The 21,748-nt window shown below is 27.8% G+C and carries 27 protein-coding genes; 12 read left to right on the forward strand and 15 right to left on the reverse strand.

What is annotated here, in order from left to right; all coding sequences use genetic code 11:
• A partial coding sequence (locus AMN95_RS04060) for a hypothetical protein (RefSeq protein WP_143323765.1) occupies window positions 1–177 on the forward strand: 177 nt, incomplete at its 5' end.
• 1 nt (window position 178) lies between these two features.
• Window positions 179–1,459 carry an ActS/PrrB/RegB family redox-sensitive histidine kinase gene (locus tag AMN95_RS04065; protein ID WP_075522693.1) on the forward strand — a complete coding sequence of 427 codons (1,281 nt, stop codon included), beginning with the start codon at window positions 179–181 and terminating at the stop codon, window positions 1,457–1,459.
• Here AMN95_RS04065 and AMN95_RS04070 read toward each other — a convergent pair.
• From AMN95_RS04070 to AMN95_RS04080, 3 genes are read right to left on the reverse strand one after another with little or no spacing between them, the layout of a single operon-like run.
• On the reverse strand, window positions 1,456–3,255 hold the full coding sequence (locus AMN95_RS04070) for a cobaltochelatase CobT-related protein (RefSeq protein ID WP_075522694.1): 1,800 nt from the start codon (window positions 3,253–3,255) through the stop codon (window positions 1,456–1,458). The two genes, AMN95_RS04065 and AMN95_RS04070, sit on opposite strands and share 4 nt — an antisense overlap.
• Window positions 3,252–4,229 (reverse strand): cobaltochelatase subunit CobS, encoded by a 978-nt coding sequence (gene cobS, locus AMN95_RS04075; protein WP_075522695.1) that lies wholly within the window; start codon window positions 4,227–4,229, stop codon window positions 3,252–3,254. The genes AMN95_RS04070 and cobS overlap by 4 nt, the downstream gene beginning before the upstream one ends.
• Window positions 4,219–4,746 (reverse strand): J domain-containing protein, encoded by a 528-nt coding sequence (locus AMN95_RS04080; protein ID WP_075522696.1) that lies wholly within the window; start codon window positions 4,744–4,746, stop codon window positions 4,219–4,221. Before AMN95_RS04080 ends, cobS begins: the two co-directional genes overlap by 11 nt.
• Before the next feature lie 18 nt (window positions 4,747–4,764).
• On the opposite strand from AMN95_RS04080, the gene AMN95_RS04085 reads away from it, so the two are divergent.
• Window positions 4,765–5,025, forward strand: a complete 261-nt coding sequence (locus AMN95_RS04085; RefSeq protein ID WP_082256670.1) for a BolA/IbaG family iron-sulfur metabolism protein — start codon at window positions 4,765–4,767, stop codon at window positions 5,023–5,025.
• Here the strand turns inward: AMN95_RS04085 and aroB are convergent.
• Window positions 5,014–6,120, reverse strand: a complete 1,107-nt coding sequence (gene aroB / locus AMN95_RS04090; protein ID WP_075522697.1) for a 3-dehydroquinate synthase — start codon at window positions 6,118–6,120, stop codon at window positions 5,014–5,016. The two genes, AMN95_RS04085 and aroB, sit on opposite strands and share 12 nt — an antisense overlap.
• Window positions 6,107–6,619 carry a shikimate kinase gene (locus tag AMN95_RS04095; protein WP_075522698.1) on the reverse strand — a complete coding sequence of 171 codons (513 nt, stop codon included), beginning with the start codon at window positions 6,617–6,619 and terminating at the stop codon, window positions 6,107–6,109. The genes aroB and AMN95_RS04095 overlap by 14 nt, the downstream gene beginning before the upstream one ends.
• 211 nt (window positions 6,620–6,830) lie before the next feature.
• Here AMN95_RS04095 and AMN95_RS04105 point away from each other — a divergent pair, with 211 nt between their 5' ends.
• From AMN95_RS04105 to truA, 4 genes are read left to right on the forward strand one after another with little or no spacing between them, the layout of a single operon-like run.
• Window positions 6,831–8,606: a hypothetical protein gene (locus AMN95_RS04105; RefSeq protein ID WP_075522699.1), complete on the forward strand. Its 1,776-nt coding sequence runs from the start codon at window positions 6,831–6,833 to the stop codon at window positions 8,604–8,606.
• A 25-nt stretch (window positions 8,607–8,631) separates the two neighbouring features.
• Complete coding sequence (gene def / locus AMN95_RS04110; protein ID WP_075522700.1) at window positions 8,632–9,150, forward strand: peptide deformylase; 519 nt, start codon at window positions 8,632–8,634, stop codon at window positions 9,148–9,150.
• A 3-nt stretch (window positions 9,151–9,153) separates the two neighbouring features.
• Complete coding sequence (fmt, locus tag AMN95_RS04115) at window positions 9,154–10,086, forward strand: methionyl-tRNA formyltransferase (RefSeq protein ID WP_075522701.1); 933 nt, start codon at window positions 9,154–9,156, stop codon at window positions 10,084–10,086.
• A complete protein-coding gene (truA, locus tag AMN95_RS04120) occupies window positions 10,079–10,819 on the forward strand; it encodes a tRNA pseudouridine(38-40) synthase TruA (RefSeq protein WP_075522702.1) in 741 nt (246 codons plus the stop codon). The genes fmt and truA overlap by 8 nt, the downstream gene beginning before the upstream one ends.
• On the opposite strand, the gene AMN95_RS04125 is transcribed toward truA, so the two are convergent.
• The 10 genes from AMN95_RS04125 to rpmH are packed head-to-tail and all read right to left on the reverse strand — an operon-like array spanning window position 10,799 to window position 18,252.
• Window positions 10,799–11,290, reverse strand: coding sequence for an SET domain-containing protein (locus AMN95_RS04125; protein WP_075522703.1), 492 nt, complete (start codon window positions 11,288–11,290; stop codon window positions 10,799–10,801). The two genes, truA and AMN95_RS04125, sit on opposite strands and share 21 nt — an antisense overlap.
• A 31-nt stretch (window positions 11,291–11,321) precedes the next feature.
• A complete protein-coding gene (locus tag AMN95_RS04130; protein ID WP_075522704.1) occupies window positions 11,322–12,251 on the reverse strand; it encodes a histone deacetylase family protein in 930 nt (309 codons plus the stop codon).
• Window positions 12,248–13,405: a succinyl-diaminopimelate desuccinylase gene (gene dapE, locus AMN95_RS04135; RefSeq protein ID WP_075522705.1), complete on the reverse strand. Its 1,158-nt coding sequence runs from the start codon at window positions 13,403–13,405 to the stop codon at window positions 12,248–12,250. The genes AMN95_RS04130 and dapE overlap by 4 nt, the downstream gene beginning before the upstream one ends.
• A gap of 2 nt (window positions 13,406–13,407) precedes the next feature.
• Entirely contained in the window at window positions 13,408–14,235 is an 828-nt protein-coding gene (gene dapD, locus AMN95_RS04140; protein ID WP_075522706.1) for a 2,3,4,5-tetrahydropyridine-2,6-dicarboxylate N-succinyltransferase, read from the reverse strand.
• A 3-nt stretch (window positions 14,236–14,238) separates the two neighbouring features.
• Window positions 14,239–14,928, reverse strand: coding sequence for a pyrimidine 5'-nucleotidase (locus AMN95_RS04145; protein ID WP_075522707.1), 690 nt, complete (start codon window positions 14,926–14,928; stop codon window positions 14,239–14,241).
• Complete coding sequence (gene argB / locus AMN95_RS04150; protein WP_075522708.1) at window positions 14,925–15,773, reverse strand: acetylglutamate kinase; 849 nt, start codon at window positions 15,771–15,773, stop codon at window positions 14,925–14,927. Before argB ends, AMN95_RS04145 begins: the two co-directional genes overlap by 4 nt.
• Before the next feature lie 30 nt (window positions 15,774–15,803).
• Window positions 15,804–17,486 carry a membrane protein insertase YidC gene (gene yidC / locus AMN95_RS04155; protein ID WP_075522709.1) on the reverse strand — a complete coding sequence of 561 codons (1,683 nt, stop codon included), beginning with the start codon at window positions 17,484–17,486 and terminating at the stop codon, window positions 15,804–15,806.
• On the reverse strand, window positions 17,486–17,737 hold the full coding sequence (yidD, locus tag AMN95_RS04160) for a membrane protein insertion efficiency factor YidD (RefSeq protein ID WP_075522710.1): 252 nt from the start codon (window positions 17,735–17,737) through the stop codon (window positions 17,486–17,488). Before yidD ends, yidC begins: the two co-directional genes overlap by 1 nt.
• Window positions 17,737–18,078: a ribonuclease P protein component gene (gene rnpA, locus AMN95_RS04165; protein WP_075522711.1), complete on the reverse strand. Its 342-nt coding sequence runs from the start codon at window positions 18,076–18,078 to the stop codon at window positions 17,737–17,739. The genes yidD and rnpA overlap by 1 nt, the downstream gene beginning before the upstream one ends.
• 12 nt (window positions 18,079–18,090) lie before the next feature.
• Window positions 18,091–18,252, reverse strand: a complete 162-nt coding sequence (rpmH, locus tag AMN95_RS04170) for a 50S ribosomal protein L34 (RefSeq protein ID WP_075522712.1) — start codon at window positions 18,250–18,252, stop codon at window positions 18,091–18,093.
• A gap of 93 nt (window positions 18,253–18,345) precedes the next feature.
• On the opposite strand from rpmH, the gene AMN95_RS04175 reads away from it, so the two are divergent.
• The 5 genes from AMN95_RS04175 to AMN95_RS04195 all read left to right on the forward strand — a co-directional run bounded on the left by AMN95_RS04175 (window position 18,346) and on the right by AMN95_RS04195 (window position 21,748).
• Window positions 18,346–19,068, forward strand: a complete 723-nt coding sequence (locus tag AMN95_RS04175; protein WP_075522713.1) for a TVP38/TMEM64 family protein — start codon at window positions 18,346–18,348, stop codon at window positions 19,066–19,068.
• 176 nt (window positions 19,069–19,244) lie between these two features.
• Window positions 19,245–19,445: a hypothetical protein gene (locus AMN95_RS04180; RefSeq protein ID WP_075522714.1), complete on the forward strand. Its 201-nt coding sequence runs from the start codon at window positions 19,245–19,247 to the stop codon at window positions 19,443–19,445.
• Between the two features lie 97 nt (window positions 19,446–19,542).
• The gene (dcd, locus tag AMN95_RS04185) at window positions 19,543–20,097 is read left to right on the forward strand and encodes a dCTP deaminase (RefSeq protein WP_075522715.1); all 555 of its coding nucleotides are present in this window, start codon (window positions 19,543–19,545) and stop codon (window positions 20,095–20,097) included.
• Between the two features lie 2 nt (window positions 20,098–20,099).
• Window positions 20,100–21,353 carry a UDP-N-acetylglucosamine 1-carboxyvinyltransferase gene (gene murA, locus AMN95_RS04190; protein WP_075522716.1) on the forward strand — a complete coding sequence of 418 codons (1,254 nt, stop codon included), beginning with the start codon at window positions 20,100–20,102 and terminating at the stop codon, window positions 21,351–21,353.
• Window positions 21,353–21,748, forward strand: a complete 396-nt coding sequence (locus AMN95_RS04195; RefSeq protein WP_075522717.1) for a DUF2948 family protein — start codon at window positions 21,353–21,355, stop codon at window positions 21,746–21,748. Before murA ends, AMN95_RS04195 begins: the two co-directional genes overlap by 1 nt.

A 21,748-nucleotide genomic window follows, 5' to 3' on the forward strand; every position in this document is an offset into this window, starting at 1 on the left:
GAAGAATTATGGAGCACCACATTAGATCCAGAGACCAGAAATTTGTTACAAGTTCAGTATTCGAAAGATATGAAAAAAGATCAGAATTTAATCCATACCTTAATGGGTAATGATGTTGCGTTAAGAAAAGATTTTATAATTTCAAACTCTATTAATGTGCAAAATTTAGATATATAAAATGAAGTTTTTTGAAACTTCAAAATATTTTTCCTTTAAAAAATCTACATATTTAAGTTTAAGATGGATTGGAATATTTGGTCAACTATTTGCAGTATATTTTGTCTATTTTTTTCTGAATTTTAAATTCGATTTTTTAATATCAAACTTGATTATTCTTATTGGAACAATCAGTAACCTTTATTTGATGTTTATTTATAAAAAAACTCAGTTATCTGATAGATCTGCATTCTTTTTTTTATTAATCGATATACTTCAATTAGGAATCTTACTCTATCTTACAGGAGGAATACTTAATCCTTTTGTAATTTTTATACTAATTCCTAGTGTGTTTTCATCTTCAAATTTAAGTTTTAAAACTAATACTTTGTTAGTTGTATTGACATTTATTACGATTATATTTTTAACTTTTTATTCAACAGAATTACCTTCACCATTGAACGAACATTTTCACGTTAGTCCTTACTATTATTACTCAATACCAATAGCTCTTGTAATAGCTCTATTTTTTTTAAATTATTTTGCAATGACTTTTGGAACACAATCTCGTTTAAGGAAAGAAGCTTTGGCAAAAATGGAGGAGGTAATGGCTAAAGAACATGAACTTTTATCACTAGGTGGACAAGCCGCAGCAGCAGCGCATTCTCTGGGCACTCCTCTTTCAACAATTAAAATAATTGTGCAAGATTTGAGTAAGCAATTTAAAGGACAGAAAGAAATTGAAAAAGATGTTGAGTTGCTATCCTCTCAAGTAGAAAGATGTAACCAAATACTTAAACGATTAAGTTTAAATCCAGTTGAGGAAGATGATTTTATAGACAAAGATATAACTATTCGTGATTACTTAAATGAAATAATTTCCTCTTTTGAAGAGATAAGTAAAAAGAAATTTACTTTCAATTACGATCAAGACTCAAATGCAAAAAAAATTACTAAATCTATCGAGATAGTGTATGGTTTAAGAAACTTTATTGGAAATGCTAATAAGTTTGCAAAAGAAAATATTTTTATAAATTTGAAAAGTGACAGTGAAATAACAGAGATAAAAATTGAAGATGATGGATCTGGTTATCCAAGAGATATTTTATCAAAAATTGGAGAACCATATTTGAGATCTAGTAGTGATGATAACAAGTCAAATAAAGGATTAGGACTTGGATTATTTATTGGAAAAACTTTACTAGAAAAAAATTTTGCTTCTTTAAATTGTAGAAATTCAAAAACAAGAAGTGGAGCAGAAGTTATAATTACTTGGAATAATAAGGATTTATTTAATATTTAATGAAATATTTTTTTTGATTCAAACAGTGAGCCTAATTGAGAAATCATTACGTCACCCAATTCATTAACATCTGTTATTTTAATAGCTCGATTGTAATATCTAGATACATCGTGACCAATACCAATTGCTAATATTTCAATTTCAGTTTTTTCTTCTATGAATTTGACCATTTTTTTTAAATGTTTCTCAAGAAAATCACCTGAGTTTACTGACAATGTTGAGTCGTCTACTGGAGCACCATCTGAAATTACCATCATTATTTTTCTTTCTTCTTTTCTTTTTTTCAATCTAGTAAAGGCCCAATTAATTGCTTCACCATCAATATTTTCTTTAAGTAATCCTTCTTTCAACATTAATCCTAAATTATTCTTTGCTTGTCTCCAATGTGTGTCAGCACTTTTATAAATAATATGTCTTAAGTCATTTAGTCTACCCGGAGTTTTAGGCTTTTCTTGTTTGTTCCAAAACTCTCTACTTTTACCACCTTTCCAATTCTTGGTTGTAAATCCTAAAATTTCTACTTTTACTGAACATCGCTCTAATGTCCTAGATAAAATATCTGCACATATAGCTGCAATAGTAATTGGCCTTCCCCTCATAGATCCCGAGTTGTCAATTAATAATGTTACTATTGTATCTTTAAAATCTAAATCTTTTTCTTTTTTAAATGATAAAGAGTTATAAGGATCCATGATTATTCTTGGAAGTTTAGAGCTATCTAACAATCCTTCCTCTAGGTCAAATTCCCAAGCTCTATTCTGTTTTGCAAGAAGTTTTCTTTGTAATTTATTTGCTAATTTTGTAACAATATCTTGGAAACCAATTAATTGTTGATCTAGAGTTTTCCTTAGTTTATTTGCTTCATCTGAATTTTCTAAATTTTCTGCTTTTATAATTTCATCAAACTGAGTTGTAAAAATTTTATATTCAAGATTAAAGTTATTAATATTTCTGTTCTGAACAATATGTTCTGCACTATCTTGATCTGAGTCAGTGTCAACTAATTCTTCATCTAATTTATATTGATCAATATCGTAATCAGAATCTGAGCTATCCTCTGCTTTGTCATCTTTGTTGTCATCATTTATATCTTCTCCGTTATCATTATTGTCTTTTGATGAATTGTTATCTTCATTTTCTTGAATATCTTCTTTAGTTTCCTCATCATCCTCAGTTTCAAAAATTTCCAAGTTTTGTAAAATTTCCATAAACTTTGAATTATATAAATTCTGGTCCTCTAAATTATCTTTTAAAAATTTGATGTGTTCATTTATTGATTCATCAAAATCTTTTTCCCAAAAATTTAACATTTCTGTGGTAATTGAGTTTAATTTAAGATTGTAAAATTTTTTTAACATATAAAGTTCAAATGCTTCTGCCAAAGGCACGTCGTCTTTTGTTTTAAGCTGATCTTTCCTCTTATGACTTATAATCTGCTGATAATTTTCTTTTATATTTTTTTCAATTCCTTTTAGCATTTTACTTCCTAAAATTTCATATCTTATTTTTTCTGCAATCGCATATAATGATTTATAATTTGCATTTTTTGGAAGATTTTTTTTATAAATTTTATTATCAGAAAACTTTTTTTTTAGGGCAGTAGAGTCTGCCTCTGCTCTAGCTTTCACGAAGTCGTTCTTGCTATCTACACTATCTAACTCAAAGATATCTAATTTATTTAGATTTTTATTTGCCTCATCTTTTTTTCTTAAATCTATATCATCCGAAATAACTCTAATTGTAGAAGTTAAAGCTTGTTTAAATCTCTCTTTAAGATTTGTATCTTTGTTGCTCATTTAATTTGAATATTTAAAAGAGACTCAGGCAGGTCTTCTCCAAAACATCTTTGATAATATTCTGCAATTGTATTTTTCTCTAATTCATCACATTTATTTAAAAAAGTTACTCTAAAGGCATAACCTGTATCTTTAAAAATTTCTGTATTTTCTGCCCAATGTAATACAGTCCTTGGACTCATTACCGTTGAAATATCTCCATTAATAAATCCTTTTCTAGTTAGAGAAGCTACTTTAATCATATTTGATACTTTTTCTTTACCTTTTGGATTATTTAAATTTTTGTTTTTAGCTAAAACAATTTCCATTTCTTTCTCTAAGTTAAGGTAATTTAAGGTTGTTACAATATTCCATCTATCCATTTGGCCTTGATTAATTTGTTGAGTTCCATGATAAAGACCAGTTGTATCTCCTAGACCAACCGTATTAGATGTTGCAAATAATCTAAAATATTTATTTTGTTTTATAACTTTATTTTTATCTAGTAAGGTAAAATTTCCCTCAGCCTCAAGCACTCTTTGAATAACAAACATTACATCTGGCCTTCCTGCATCATATTCATCAAAAACTAACGCCACTGGATTTTGAATAGACCATGGAAGAATGCCCTCATTAAATTGAGTAACTTGTTTTCCATCTTTTAAAACTATTGCGTCTTTTCCAATTAGATCAATTCGACTTATATGACTGTCTAAATTCACTCTAACACACGGCCAATTTAATCTCGCAGCTACTTGCTCTATATGAGTAGATTTTCCTGTGCCATGGTATCCTTGTATTAAGACTCTTTTATTAAAAGCAAATCCAGAAATTATTGCTAGAGTTGTATCTCGATCGAATTTGTATGTTTTATCAATCTCAGGCACATACTCACTCTTTTTTGAAAAAGCATTAGTTTCCATATCAGCATCAATACCAAAAGTTTGTTTTACTGATATTTTTATATCTGGTTTTGTATTAAGATCAGGTGTCAATTTTTTCTCTGTATGTGTTTTTAAGTTGAGTGTAAGCTAAAGTTATCTGCTTTAGTTTTTCCTCATATTTTTTGTTTCCTTCATTTATATCTGGGTGAAATTTTTTGACAAGTACTTTGAACTTATCTTGAATTTTATGCCACTTTAAGCCTACCGAAACACCTAAAATACTGAAAGCTTTAATATCTTTATGATCAAATTTAAATTGACGCATATGATTAAAATCGCTTTTAAATTTATCTTTGTCTAATTCATCTTTAAGTGTGTTGTTCCATAAAACTTTAAAAAAGTTATCTGAAGAACTAAAGCTTTGGGTAGGTTTGTGCCAAATCATATCTGATTTTAAAAAATCTATAACTTGATCATCATTCATACCTGCAAAATAGTTCCAGTTTTTATTAAATTCTTTGACATGTTCCAAACATAATAGACGATATTTTTTACTATTATCTTTTTCAATAGGCGCTTTATATTCGCCTTCTTTTTTACAATTATTCCAGTCACATATATTTTTCATGATATAATGTTTGTATTTATGGATATAAATAATTTAATTGCAATCGTAAAAAAAAAAATAGAGGATGAAATTGTAATTGAGAAAATTTTAATAGAAGATAAGTCATTTTTACATAAGAAACATCAGGGAAATCAAAAAGGAAAATTTCATCTAAAAATTACTATTCATTCAAAAGAACTAAAAAATTTAAATAGAATCGATGGTAATAAAAAGATTTATAAAGTCATAAAAAAAGAAATGAATTTATATATACACTCTTTACAGATTTTAATTTACTAGTTCCTTTTGTAAAAATTTTCTTATTTTAGATACATCGTATTTATTATCAATTATTGAAGTCCCAATTTCTTTAAGTAGTATTAGATTTATATTTTTTGATACATTTTTCTTATCCTTTTTCATGAAGTTCAAAATACTATTCAAATCGTGAATAGTAAAATATTTTTTTATATTTGATGGTAATTTCATTTTATTAATATGATTAATTATTTTATTAAAATCTTTAAATTTAATTAATTTACTATTTAAGCTAAATCTTAATGCAGAAGTAATTCCTAAAATTACAGCTTCTCCGTGATTTAATTTTTTAGAATATCCCAATGCTGCTTCGTAAGCATGTGCAAACGTATGTCCCAAATTTAATATTTTTCTAATACCTTTTTCTTTCTCATCTTTTTCAACAATGGTTTTTTTAATTTTACAACTTTCAAAAATAGATTTTTCAATATATGGACTTCTTAAATTCAAAATGTCACTAGAATTTTTATCCAAATATTTATAAAAATTTTTGTTTATAATTAAAGAATGTTTTAATATCTCTCCATATCCACATATGATTTCTCTTTTCGGTAAAGATTTTAAAAATTCAGTATCACTTATAACTATTTTAGGCTGATAAAAACTGCCAATAAGATTTTTTCCTTCTTTAGTGTTAATTCCTGTTTTACCACCCACTGATGAGTCTACTTGAGATAGTAAAGTTGTTGGTATATTCACAAATTTTAGACCTCTTTTGAATAAACTTGCAGCAAAACCACTGACATCTCCTGTTATACCTCCACCTATAGCTATTACACAATCAAACCTGGAAAAGTTTTTGTTTAATAAAATTTGTAGAATCTTATTTATAGATTTAAGATTTTTATTTTTTTCATTAGCAACAAATTGAAATTTATATACTTTCTTATTCTTTAGAGATTTCGTAATTTTTGAAATCATTTTTTTTGGGATTTTTGTATCAATGACAAGCAGACATTGATTATAATCATTCAAATTTTTATTTAAGTACAAATTTAAATCTTTAATCAAATTTGAACCAATTATTATTGGATAGGTTTCTGAATTATTTTTGATATTTAATTTAATGGGCCTCATAAATTTTAATTATATTGTTTGCAATTTGATTTTTTGTATGATTTTCACAGTCAATTCTATACATAGCTTTTGAATACACAACTGCACGTTTTTTAATTAACTTATAAAGTTCATATTTTGAAGAGTTAAAGGCTATTGGTCTCTTCGAGCTATTTTTTATTCTTTCGATTAATGTTTTTATATCCCAATTTAGCCAAAATGAAATATGATTGTCCAAAATTTCTTTTTTTATATTTTTATTCAAAAAAGCTCCCCCACCAAGAGAAACAACTGTTCTATTTTTTTTAAGTGTCTTTAAAGTAATAAATTCCTCTATTTCTCTAAAATACTTTTCACTTTCTTTTTCGAATATTTTTGAAATTGGCATACCTTCTTTTTTTTCTATTTCTTTATCAATATCAATAAAATCAATATTTAATTTTTTAGACACAATTAAGCCAATAGACGACTTGCCTGAACCCATCATTCCTAAAAAGACTAAATTTTCTTTTGATTTCATAAATTTCTGTATTGAAAAAACACAATTATGTCTCAATTTGATTTTAATCAACGTTATATGCAATTTACAAGAAAAACAAGTTCCAGCCAAAGAACTATTAGTTTAATCATCAAACTATCAGTAATTGTAGTTCTGTTTCTGGGAATAATTTTTCTTTTAAGTAAGTTAGATTTCCCTGCGCCGAAAAAGGAAATAGAAAAAATTATCACCAATGAAAATTTTAAGATTGTTAAATAATAATTATTTTTCAATTATATTTGTTATTTTCTTTATAAATAATACAGCCATCAAAGCAGAGAATCAGCCAGTTGATATTTGGAAGTTAGATCAAAATGAAAACGAGGTAATCAAATCAGATAATAATCAAGATGATTTAGATGATGTAAATTTTGAAGCTCCTGAGCCAAGTATATATGATTTACAGTCTCAAAAGGAGACAGATTTAGTTCAAGTAGACTCCTCAATTGGCTCTCAACAAGTTAAAATTTTAGGATTATATGATCCAGAAGATTATGACCTTAAAATGGATATGTGGTCAAATTCTAATGGTGATCAACTTAAGTCGCTTTTTTCTAACGTTAATAAACTTAATCTATCTAGAGATGCCTCAGAGTTAATGAACATAGTAATGTTAACCAATTCTTATTATCCAGAACAAAACATTAAAGATGATGAATTTTTAAAAATGAAATCAGATTGGTTAATTAAAAATAATGATAGAGATTTGATTGAAAAATATTTGATAAATAATCAAATATTAAATGTTCATCCCAAACTTAGTAGATACTTAGTTGATCAACATTTAGCAGAGTCTAATATTGAAAAAGCATGTAAACTATTTTTAAGAAACACCCAAGTAATACAAAATGACTATTTATCAAAATTTAATCTTTATTGTTTAATTAATGATGGAAGAAATGAAGAGGCGCAACTCATTTTAGATTTAAAAAAGGAACTGGGCTTCACGGATGAATACTTTGAAAAAAAAATTAATTTTTTATTAGGTTACCCTGAAAAACTTGATCTAACTATATCAGAAAATTCAATTTTAGATTTTCATTTAGCTCATCGAACAAATCCAAATTTTATTTTTGATCCAAAAAAAAATACTAATCCTTTAATTTGGAAGTATTTATCTACATCAAATTTGTTATATAATATTGATGATATAGATATTATTGATTTAGATAAAATAGCATTAATTGAAAAAGCTACTAATGATAAAAATTATTCCGAAAATGATTTATTTGCACTTTATAAAAGATTTCAATTTAATATAAATCAACTTTTAAACCCATTAGTTTCTTATAAGTCACTCTCAAATGTGGAAGCAAGGGCATTAGTTTACCAAAAAATACTCTTAGAGTCTGACATCAGAAAAAAGCTGGAATTAATGAAGTTATTAAAAGAATTATTTGCAAATGATGGGTATCCAAATGCTTTCGATGAGGAATTAAAAAGATTTCTTAAAAAGATAACATTAGAGGAAATACCTTCTAATTTTACAACTTTTTATTTAAACAATTTAGAGGATCAAAAGAAAAAATCTGACAATATTAAATTTAATAAAGATATTCTTCATCAATCAAAATTAGTTAATTATTTTAATGGAGATTATGCAAAAAATAAAATTGAAAAAGATTTAAATAATTATCTAAAGAAAATTAAAAAAGATAAAAAATATTATATATCCAAAAAAGATATCATTTTAATAGAGTCAATCAAATCTGATGGTATTGAAATTTCAAAAAAATACGAAGATTTATATGAGATAAATGAATCAGAAATGCCAACAGATATTCAGGTAATGATTAATAATAACGAAATTGGTTCCACTTTACTAAGAATAATTGAGGTAATTGGTCAAGATGAATTAGAAAATTTAGATGAAGATACATTATATTTCATAGTAAGTGCACTTAATCAGCTAGATATTGATTATATTAGAAATAAAATTTTGTTAGAAGTTCTACCTTTAAAAGTTTAAAAAATAATCTAAAATAAGATCAATTATGTCAATCAAATCTATATTAACAGAGCCAAATAAAGTTTTGAGGCAAATCTCCAAACCTGTTGAGAAAGTTACTAAGGATGATCAAAAATTAATGGATGATATGTTAGACACAATGTATGCAGCTAATGGCATAGGTCTTGCTGCGATTCAAATTGGCGTGCCAAAGAGAATAATTGTTATAGATATAAGCAAAGATCCAGAAAAAAAAAATCCAAGATTTTTTGTGAACCCAGTTATAAAGAATAAAGCTTCTGAGAACGCAACTTACGAAGAAGGATGTCTATCAGTTCCAAATCAATTTGCAGAAATAGATAGACCAAGTCAATGCGATGTTGAGTATTTAGATTATCATGGTAAAAAACAATTTCTTCATGCTGATGGTTTACTAGCAACTTGCATACAACATGAAATGGACCATCTAGAGGGGGTATTATTTATTGATTATCTATCAAAATTAAAAAGATCGATGATAATTAAGAAACTCTCTAAACAAAAATCCAATACAGCAATTCTTTAATTAATGTCTAAAAAGATTGTTTTTATGGGCACGCCTATTTTTGCAGTGCCAATTTTAAAGTCTCTGTATCAAAATGGATATTTTATTTCAAATGTGTACACTCAACCACCTCAAAAGTCTCAAAGAGGACAAAAAATAAATAAGTCTCCAATTCAAAGTATGGCTGAAACTTTAAATCTAGAATTCAGAACACCACATTCATTGAAGGATAATATCGAAGAGTATAATTTTTTTCAAAAAATTGAGGCTGATCTTGCAATAGTTGTTGCTTACGGTCAAATTATTCCAAAAGAATTTTTAAAGTTACCGAAAAAAGGATTCATTAATATTCATGCCTCGATATTACCTCACTGGAGGGGTCCAGCTCCAATTCAAAGATCAATAATGAATCTTGATAAAGAGACAGGCATTAGCATCATGAAGATTTCTGAAAAGCTGGATACTGGTCCGGTATCTCAAACCTATAAGATAAGCTTAGAAAGTAATTTAAATGCAGTTGAAGTTGCTGAAAAACTCTCTTTAATTGCTGCTGAAAAAATATTGGATAATATTGATGATATATTAGATGGTAAGGCTAAATTTGTAGATCAAGATCATACAAAAGCAACATATGCAGCTAAAATAAATAAAGCAGAGGGTAGAATTAACTGGAGTCAGTCCGCGAAAAATATTATTGGAAAAATAAATGGCTTGTACCCTTCTCCTGGAGCTTTTTTTATTTACAATGGAGAAAGATATAAAATTTTAAAAGCTGAAATTGGTAATGGAGTTGGAAAAGTCGGCGAGATACTTTCTGATAAATTAGAAGTTGCTTGTAAAAATAATCAATCTCTTAAAATTCTCGAGATACAAAGACAAGGAAAAAATCCACAGAAAATTGGTGAGTTTATGCTTGGATCTAAAATTAAAAAAGGCTTTATAATTAACAATGTTTAAATATCAAATACTTGTAGAGTATGAAGGTACAAACTTTAGAGGTTGGCAGGTTCAAAAAAAAGGAAAAACAATTCAAGGACTTATTCAAGAAAAAATTTCAAATCTTTTGAAAGAAAAAATAGTGTTAATAGGGTCAGGCAGAACAGATACAGGTGTACATGCGATCGAACAATCAGCACATTTTGAATGTAAAAATGAGATTAAGCAATTTGATAGATTTTTGAAATCTATGAACCACTTTTTAAATAATAATGGTGTTGCAATTCTTAAAATAAGAAAAAGAAATAAATACTTTCATGCAAGATTTTCAGCCAAACTAAGAATCTATAAATACATAATCATAAATCGATTAAGTAGACCAGTTTTGAATAGAAATAGAGGCTGGCACGTAATGAAAAAACTTGATCCATTTATCATGAAAAAGGGTGCTAAAAAATTAATTGGTACTAAAGATTTTTCAACATTCAGAGCTTCTAGTTGTAGAGCCAAAAGTCCAATTAAGACAATGAAACTTATAAAGATTAGATCATATCAAAATAAAATAGAAATAGAATTTAGATCTCAGTCTTTTTTGCAACAACAAGTTCGTTCAATGGTTGGTTGTTTAAAATATCTTGGAGAAAATAAATGGTCACTTAAAAAATTTCAAAATGTAATTAAATCAAAAAAAAGAATTTTATGTGCCCCACCAGCTCCCCCTGAAGGACTTTTTTTAGTGAGAATTATTTATTAATTTTTTTTTGTTTGACATTGAATATTTTTTATTTATTCGCCACCTTGACTCGGCTCTTACAATATAACCACAACAATTTTTTGCTCTGCATTTACAGGGAAATTGTTTATAATCTTCATCATAACCAAAGCCATAATCACATGTAAATTCCTCACCTTTTTTAATATCTCTTATTGCAGTTACCCAAATTTTAAGACCTTTTCCCTCATAATCACAGTTGTTATCGCATGAATGATTGATTAACCCGGCTGTATTCCATGTAAAATCTCCATCTAAAGTATATTTTTTATTTAATGTGAATAAATATATAGGTTTTTTATTATCAAATTTATCTGATTCATCTACCTCTTTGTTAGTAATTATTTTACCAATATAATTAATAATTTTAGTACCAGCCTTGATATCCTTTGCGGCATACAAACCACGGCCTTTGTTATCAATTTTAGATTTTCTAATTTGATATAATTTCATGAATGGTTGTTTATAATTTAATAGATTTTTATCAATTGAATTCTAATAATGCATCAACATGCCTCTTGGTACTATCCCGAAGTGCTTGTAGGTCATATCCACCTTCAAGAATTGAAACTACTTTACCATTTGAAAATGTTTTTGAGGTTTCTAGTATCCTTTTTGTAATTTCATAGTAATCATCTGTTTTAAGTTTAAATTGTGCAAGTGGATCTGCAACATGTCCGTCAAATCCAGCACTTATTAGAATAAATTCAGGCTGAAATTCTTTTAATTTTTTTAAAGCAAAGTCAAAAGCAATTAAATATTGCTCAGAGGTTGTGCCAGCAGCTAGTGGTATATTACAAATATTATTAAATTTACCTTTTTCTCTTTCTGAGCCAGTTCCAGGATAAAAAGGATATTGGTGTGTTGAAATAAATAATACATTTTTGTTATTATAAAAAATATCTTGTGTGCCATTACCATGATGAACATCAAAATCTATGATGGCAATTTTATTATACTTATATTTTTTAATTAAATATTTCGCACCAATTGCAACATTATTTAAAATGCAGAAACCAGCTGCTTTATTTTGATTACAATGATGACCTGGGGGACGAACGCTACAAAAAGCATTTTTAAATTCTTTATTTTGGACACCATCGATTGCAGCTATAATTGATCCTGCTGCATCAAATGTTGCATTTTTGCTTCCAGGAGAAATGATTGTATCACCATCAAGTGATAAAAATCCTTTAGTTGGGAAAGAATTTTTAACTAAATCAACATAATCATCATCATGTGTATCTTTGATTATTTCATCAGTAATAATTGAGGGCTTTTTCCATAAAATATTTTTATTTTTTAATTTTTTGAAGTTTTCATTAATTACAGTCACTCTCGCTATCTGTTCTGGATGTCCAGGACCAGTATCATGATTTAGGTATGTATCAGAAGTAATTAAACCAGTTTTCAATTGAAGTAATTTTGTAAAATATTTTGATAAATTTTGGTCAAATTTTTTAAATCATTTAAGGAAACAGCTTCATCAACTTTATGCATGGTTTTTCCTACTAAACCAAATTCTAAACCTGGAGATATTTTTTTTATAAATCTTAAATCTGAAGTTCCACCTGTAGTAGAAAGTTTAGGCTTAATTTTAGTAATTTTTTTAACAACATTTTGAATCATAAATGTTGTTTTATTCGCTTTTGTTAAAAAAGCCTCACCAGAAACTCTATATTCAACTTTATATTTAGCTTTATGTTTTTTAGTAATTTTACTAAAAATTTTATTTAGTCTTTTTTTGATTGAAGCTGATGAATGTTTATTATTAAATCTAATATTAAATGTTGCTTCAGCAATCGTTGGTATAACGTTATCTGCTTTATTATCTATATTAATTTTTGTCACCTCTAGGTTGGTAGGCTGAAAATCCTTTGTGCCTTTATCAAATATAATTTCTTTTATTTCTTTTAAAATTTTTACAATGATTGTTGACGGATTATTTGCTCTATCTGGATATGCCACGTGTCCTTGTAATCCAATTATTTTTAATTTACCAGTGATACTACCTCTTCTACCAATTTTGATCATTTCACCCAATTTATTTGGATTAGTAGGTTCACCAACTAAACAAAAATTAATTTTTTCTTTTCTCTTTCTTAAATAATCTACTACTTTTTTTGTTCCGTTAACTGCATCACCTTCTTCATCCCCCGTAATTAATAAGCTTATAGAGCCATTAAAGTTTTTATTTTTATTTAAAAATTTACTTACTGCCGAAACAAAAGATGCAATTGAACTCTTCATATCGTTCGCACCTCTTCCAATTAAATGACCTTTTTTCACAGATGGCTTAAAAGGGTTTATTGTCCAATCTTTTAAATTTCCAGGAGGCACCACATCCAAGTGACCTGCATAACAAAAGTTAGGTTTTTTTGTACCTAAACGTGCGTATAAGTTTTTAACAGGTTTAAAATTTTTTTCTTTAAATTCTAATATTTTTGTTTTGAAACCTAGTTTTTTTAATTTTTTCTCTAAAAATTTCATTATACCAGCATCTACTGGAGTAATAGAAGGGAACTTGATTAGCTCTTTTGCTAATTGTAATTCATTAAAAGATATCATTTTTAGTCTCTTAATAAGTCATTAATAGATGTTTTAGATCTTGTCTTTTCATCAACCTGTTTAATTATTACAGCACAATATAACGATGGTGCAGATGAATTATTTTTATCAGGCAATGATCCTGGAACAACAACTGAGTAAGGTGGAATTTTTCCAAAAGTAATTTTTCCAGTTTTTCTATCAACAATTTTGGTTGATTGACCTATATACATACCCATACTTAGAACAGATCCTTCACCAACTATCACTCCCTCAACAACTTCAGACATAGCTCCTAAGAAAACATTATCTTCGATAATTGTTGGTAATGCCTGAGCAGGCTCTAATACTCCTCCAACACCTGACCCGGCAGATATATGACAGTTTTTTCCAATCTGACAACAGCTGCCAGCTCTTGCAAAAGTATCAATCATTGTACCTTCATCGATATATGCTCCAATATTTACATAACAAGGCATTAGAACTGCGTTTTTGCCAACAAATGATCCTTTTCTCACAGGAGAGTTTGGTACCATTCTAAATCCTGCTTGCTCATGATCTTTTTTTGACCAACCAGCAGTTTTACCCTTAAGTAAGTGTGATTTATCATACCAACTACTATATGGACCATTTAAATTTTCCATTGGGTATATTCTAAAACTTAACATAATTGCTTTTTTTAAATGCTGGTGTGTAAACCACTCACCTTTAATCTTTTCAGCAACACGAGATTTACCACTATCTAAATCATCAATTACCTGATTAATCGCATCTTTAAGTGTCGGGTCTGAATTTTGGTTCACCTGATCTTTATTCTCCCAAGCTTCATTTATAATTTTTTCTAAAGACATAATCTAACTACTTTTTAATAGCCTTATTTCTTTTAGAAATAAAGACAGATTTTCAATTTTATGAGAAATATAATCTTTATCTGAGTCTAATTTTCCAAATTGTTCATCGTTAATTAACCAAACTGTTGTACAACCACGTTCATGGCCAATACTAAGGTTTTTGGCTATATCCTCAATATAAATAGTCTCTTTTGGATCAATATTAAATTTTTTAACCATCAAATCAAAAGTTTTTGCCTCTGGTTTTGGAACATATCCAGCATCTTGAATATCAAATACTTTTTCTCTTCCAAACAAGTCATAAACTCCAAGATGAGTTAAGATATTTTCTGCATGCTCTGCACTTCCATTTGTAAAGATAAACTTCTTCATATCTAACTTTTCAAGTTCATTCCTCATAATCTTATCTTCTTTCATGAATGATAGATCAATATCATGTACATATTTTAGAAAATCTTGGGGAGGAATGTCATGGTGTATCATGAGTCCATTTAAGCTTGTATTATATTTATAAAAATAATTTGTTTGAAGTTCTTTTGCAGCTTTTATATCTATTTTAAGTTTTTCTGAAATAAACTTAGTCATTCTTTTTGATACTTGACCAAAAACTTTTTCTAGAGAGTAGTTATTATGTTTTCCATAACAAACTCCATCAAGATCTAATAAAAGATATTTTTTTTCTTTTAAACTCATTTTCTTATTAATGTACCAGAGCCTTTATCAGAAAATATTTCCCATAAACAAGAATGTTTTTTCGTACCGTTAATTATACCAACAGCTGTTACTCCATTATTAACTGCATCTAAACATGCATTTATTTTAGGTATCATCCCTTCAGTAATAGTTTCATCTTGAATCATTTCCATAATTTTTACTGAGGAAATTTCTTCAATCAGTTTTTTTTCTTTGTCTAAAACACCATCTACATTTGTCATCAATAGTAATCTTCTAGATTTTAAAGATTTGGCTACAGCCATAGCAGCAGTATCTCCATTGATATTATGTGTTTGATTATTTTTTCCTAGACCTAATGGTGAAATAATTGGAATTTTTTTTTCTTTAATTATATCCAACAAAATATCATTATTAATTTTACTTGGTATTCCAACAAATCCTAATCTTGGTTCTTCTGGTATAACTTCAATGATGTTGTTATTTTTTGAGTGTATTGAAATTGCTTCAGCACCTTTTTTTTCTAGAGAGTTTACAATATCATTATTAAAATCAATTAAAACTGTCTCAACAATATCTATTATTTTTTTGTCCGTTACTCTTAGCCCTCTTATAAATTTTGATTGAATATTAGACTTATCTAACTCTCTTTTTATTCGTGGTCCTCCACCATGAACAATTATAATTGAAAGACCAAGCTTATTTAATATACTTATATCTGATATAAAATTATTGAATATGTTTCTATCAATTAGAACATTTCCACCGTATTTTATTACTATCAAATCATTTTTATATTTTTCAATATATTTTTTTACTTCAGTTATCGGTGGACCATTCTTGGGTAATATATTCTCTAAGTTCATTAATCTGTTATTACTTTTTTCAAAACAAATTTAAGTTGTGGTTTTGACAGTAGTCCTTTTCATAATGAAGAGCTGCTGAGCCATAGTTAAAATATTATTTATTGTCCAATAAATTACTAGCCCGGCAGGAAAAGGTGCTAAAATTATTGTTAAAAATAAAGGAAAAAACATAAAAATTTTAGCTTGCATAGGATCAGTTGGAGCAGGATTAAGTTTTTGCTGGACCCACATCGAAACCCCCATTGCCACTGGCCATGCACCAATAATTAAAAATGAAGGTACATCATATGGTAACAATCCAAACAAATTAAAAATTGAGGTAGGATCACGTTCTGATAAATCTTGAATCCAACCATAAAATGGCATTTGTCTCATCTCAATTGTGACAAATAAAACTTTATATAATGCAAAAAAAACTGGAATTTGAACCAAAATTGGTAGGCATCCAGACATTGGATTGATTTTTTCTTTTTTATATAAAGCCATCATTGACTGTTGAAGTTTCATTTTATCGTCTTTGTGTAGTTCTTTAAGACGTGTCATTTCAGGCTGAAGTGCTTTCATTTTTGCCATACTTCTAAAAGAAAAATTTGCTAACGGGAAAAAAACTAAACGAATACAAATTGTAATTGCTATAATTGCCAAACCATAGTTACCAAGTAATTTAAAAAAATAATCAATTCCGTAAAAAAGAGGTTTTGTGATGAAATATAGAAAACCCCAATCAATTACTAAGTCAAATTTATCAATATTTAATTGTTCTGCATATCCGTCAACGACATCTACTCTTTTTGCTGCGATTATCACTTGCATTTCATCCTCAATAGAGGAATTTGATCCAAGTTCGATTGGTTGAGTTGAAATATAATTTGCTCTATATTTGTTTTTATAATCAAAAGTAGTTTTAAACTCTTTATCTCTAGGTGGAATAATTGAACTAATCCAATACTTGTCTCCAATACCAAACCAGCCTTTTTTAGCATTTCTAGTAAATTTTTCCTCTTCAATATCATCATAATCTTCTTCAATTAGCTCCCCATCAAGCGCAGCCAATAAACCTTCATGCAATATATAAAAATTTGAGAGACCTTCAGGCATTTTATTTCTTATAATTTGACCATAAGAATAAAAATCAAATTTCTTATCTGTTGAGTTGATAACTTTCTGTTTAATTGTAAATAAAAATTTATCATCTAATGAAAATTCTTTTGTAAAAGTTATTCCTTGGTCATTGGTCCAGGATAACTTGATCGGTGATGTTTTATTTAATATTTTATTTCCTTCTATCGACCATAAGGTCTCTGAATTTGGAACATTAATATTTTTATCGGTTGTGACAAACCCACTTTCTATAAAATACCCTTCCTCAATATTTTTGGGATTTAATAAAGTAACATTTTCAGTACTTTCTAATTCAGTATTATATTTAATGAATGTTAAATCATCAATAATGGCCCCCCTTAGAGATATTGAGCCTCTGATGTTTTCGTTTTCAAAAATTACTCTCTCATTTTGAGTCAAAGCTTCTTCACGAGAGATTTTAACTAAAGTCTGTTTTTGTTCCAGACTAGGGGCATCAGAATCATTTTCAATTTTATTATTTTCAGATATTTTTTGAGGATTTTGAACAGGTTGAGGAGAAAAAAATAATGAATAAAAAATAATCACTGCTGCTGAGAGTGAAATTGCTGCAACTACATTTTTCGTATCCATTATTTTTTAATTTTTATTTTTTTGTTTACTGGATCAAATCCGTCTCCTCCACCTAGAAATTTAAAGGGATGGCAAGATAAGATTCTTCTGATACTTATAATCAGGCCTTTATAAAAACCAAAAGTCTTTAATGCCTCAATGCTATATTCAGAACATGTAGGTAAATAACGACAAGAATTTCCCAACAGCGGACTTAAAAAATATTGATATAATCTTATTATCTTTATTAATATACTTGTGAAAATATTCATTAGCGTATTCTCTCTAAGTCTCGAAAAAAAGTTTCTTTAATTAATATATATTCTTTGTTTAACATAGTTGGCTTAGCAATAACAAGGTATGAATAGTTAAATTTAAAAGAAATTTTTTTTATTGCATCATTTATTATGTTTCTAAGGCGTCTCTTAATTTTGTTTCTTTTTACAGCATTACCAATTTTTTTTTTTGTTACAAAACTTATATTTAACATATTGTTACTTTTCCCCTCTAAAAAGCCATAATGAATAGTTGCATACTTATTTGAAATTTTTTTTTGTTTAAGAAGTTTTTTAAATTCTTCATTTTTTGAAAGAGCAAGAATTTTGCTTTTCATAAGTAATATGAATTATCTTACTTTTCTTTTTACTTTTGAAGAAACTGTGAGATTTTTTCTTCCCCTCAATCTTCTTCTTTTTAAAAGTTTTCGACCACCTTTTGTTTTCATTTTTGATCGAAAACCGTGTTTTTTTAATCTTTTGCCTTTTTTTGGTTGGTAGGTTCTCTTCATAATTATAGGTTACGTTTTGTTTAAATTTCGCTCTTTATATTAACTAAATATATAAATAGCAAATACAAGATTTTATTATTAACATTCAAATTTATGGAAAAATCAAAAAAAATTAAATTATTTATAGCAATATTCTACGTAACAATTGTGGGGTTATTTCTATACTACTTATTTTCAAAATTTAGCATTCAACAGTTGACTTCTTATGAGTTTATAAAAGATAACATCGAATACTTTTCAAAAATAAAAGAAACTAATTACTTATTATTATCTTTAGCATTTTTACTATTCACTGTTTTATGGGTCTTTCCTTTTTTGGGCTTCGGTTCCCCCATAGCTTTATTAGGAGGATTTATTTTAGGTAAATGGACTGGTGTATTCATTGTTGTTTTGGGTTTAAGCATTGGTGCAACATTATTATATATTTTTGGAAATTATTTTTTAAAAGAACTTGTAAGAGAAAAATTTTTAAACAAATTTCAAAGTTTAGAACATAAATTCAAAAAATCCGAATTTTTGTATCTATTAGTTTATCGAGCAGCAGGTGGTATACCATGGCAACTCTCATGTATTTTACCAACATTGTTTAATGTAAAAGTCAAAAATTTTTTCTTAGCGACTTTTATTGGGATTATTCCTCAAATTTTTTTAGTTGTTTCAATTGGAAGTGGATTAGAAACTGTAATTAATCAAAATTTAGAACCTCCTGGGATAATAGATATTCTATCCTCTCCAAATATTTATCTTCCATTAGTTGTGTTCTTGATCTTAGTTGTAGCTACAATTATTTTAAGAAAATTTTTTTATAAACAGTAATTTGGTGCTCCCACCCTGTACTGACCAGGGAATTAGTCATTACCAATGACTTGTTATACCATTTAACTACAGGAGCATTTACTATCGATTGTATTTTATTGATATTAAAGCATTTTTTTCAAAATATTGCCTTAATTTTTTTATTAATATGCATTATACAGGTCTGAGGATTTTTTATGGGTATTCATTACGATTATAAATCAACTAAAAGTGCAAAATTGATGGAAAAACAAGCTAAGAGAGAGAAAAAGCTCGCAGAAAAAAAAGCCAAAAGATTAGCTAAAGAAGGTCAAAAAAAAAAAGAAATCAATTCACCCGTTATTGATGCCTCAGAGCCAATTACATTAGATTTTTTGACTAATCCTAACAAAGAATGAATAATAAAGAAAAAAACGAGCGTCTAAGTTTAGCCCTTAAAAAAAACTTAAAAAGAAGAAAACTTTTTCAAAAAAAAGCTAAAAAGAGAGTCAAATAATGTCAGTTCTTTCAGATAGATGGATTAAAAAAATGTCAGTAGAACAAGAGATGATAGCACCTTTCGAGGAAAAACAAGTAAGAGGTGATAGTATTTCTTTTGGACTTTCATCTTTTGGTTATGATGCAAGAGTTTCAAATGAATTTAAAATTTTTACTAATGTTAATTCTGAAATAGTAGACCCTAAAAACTTTAAACCAACAAATTTTGTGACAAAAAATGTTTCGGAGTGTATTATTCCACCAAACTCATTTGTATTAGCTAGGACAGTTGAGAAATTTAAGATTCCCAATGATGTTTTAGTTATCTGCCTAGGAAAATCTACATATGCTAGATGTGGAATTATAGTAAATGTAACACCATTAGAGCCTGGGTGGGAAGGTTATGTAACTTTAGAATTTTCTAATACCACTCCTTTACCTGCTAAAATCTATGCAAATGAGGGAGTTGCTCAATTTATATTTTTAAAAGGAAATGAAAAACCAGAAGTAACTTATGCTGAACGAAAAGGTAAATATATGGGTCAAACTGGAGTAACATTACCTAAAGTTTAATCATGCAGAAATTAGAGGTCTTTGGAGCTTTTAAGCTTAAGGGGCAAGTTAGAATCTCAGGATCTAAAAATGCCTCTTTGCCCATACTTGCAGGATCTTTGTTATCAAATAAAAAAATTGTCTTAAAAAATTTACCTAAAGTAAAAGATATTGAGACAATGCTTTCTTTATTAAAATCTTTGGGATCGAAGATTAAAATAAGTGATAATCAAGTCACAATTGATAATAGTAATCAGAATAAAAAATTTGCATCATATAATCTAGTAAAGACTATGAGGGCAGGAATTTTGGTTTTGGGGCCTTTACTTGCGAAATTTGGCTATGCAAAGGTTTCTTTACCTGGTGGATGTGCAATTGGTACACGTCCAATAGACATACATTTAAAAGCATTATCCAAATTAGGTGTAAAATTTAAAATTTATAATGGTTATGTAATAGCTAAAGCATCAAAAGGTCTAATAGGTAACACAATAAAATTCCCAAAATTATCAGTTGGAGCAACGGAGAATTTAATTATTGCCGCATGTTTAGCAAAAGGAACAACCTTTCTTTTAAATTGTGCAATTGAGCCAGAGATTAAAGATTTAGTGAATTTTTTAATCAAGACAGGCTGTAAAATTAAATGGGTTGCTAAAAGAAAAATTAAGATTACAGGAGTAAGTGAATTAAAAGAAACAAATTATTCTGTTATGTTTGACAGAATTGAAGCTGGAACTTACTTAGTTGCTGCTGCAGTTACTGAGGGTAAAATAAAAATACAAAACATCAAGCCAGATATAATAAATACTGAACTTAATATTCTTAAGAAGATAGGTTCAAAAATAACTATTAAAAAAAACGAAGTTCAAATCACAGGAAGTAAACAAATCAAAAGCTTAAAAATCAAAACAGCCCCATATCCTGGTTTTCCAACTGACCTTCAAGCACAATTAATGGTACTACTATGCAAAGCAAACAAAAATTCGATTATACAAGAAAATATTTTTGAGAATAGATTTATGCATGTAGCAGAACTTAATAGAATGGGGGCTAAAATTTTAACTAGAGGAAATAAAGCAATTATAAAAGGAGGGATTAACTTTGCACCAGCTGAATTAATGGCAACTGATTTAAGAGCATCTGTCTCATTAATTTTAGCTGCATTAACAGCTAAAGGAAAATCAGTTATTAATAGAATTTATCATCTTGATAGAGGTTACGAAAACATAGAAAGTAAATTGAGAAAAGTTGGAGCAAAGATTAGAAGATTGAATTAATGGATAAGAAGTATTTAGCAAAAATTATCGCAACTGATAAAGAAGGTCTGCAAATGATTTCAGCGTGTTGCGCAGGTTCAAAAGTTAAAATTTCAGATATTAAGTATCTAGAATCAAATAAAATTTTTCTTCTTTCAGTTGAGAGATCTAAAGTTGAGACGGGTCAAAAAGATAAAAAAATTAATAGTATTTGTAAGTTTGATTTTATCGATCGTGTAAAATCTAAAAACATTGATCAAAAAAATCAAGATTTGGTTTTAGAATTAATTGGAATAAATTATCTTAGAAATAAAAATGACTATGAAATTGATTTAATATTTAATAATAATGGGCATATTTCTTTAACATCTGAAACAATTGAAGTAAGACTAGAAGATCAAAGTGAAATAAAATAA

This window comes from Candidatus Pelagibacter communis, assembly GCF_001180185.1.
In the GTDB taxonomy this organism is placed as follows: domain Bacteria; phylum Pseudomonadota; class Alphaproteobacteria; order Pelagibacterales; family Pelagibacteraceae; genus Pelagibacter; species Pelagibacter ubique_F.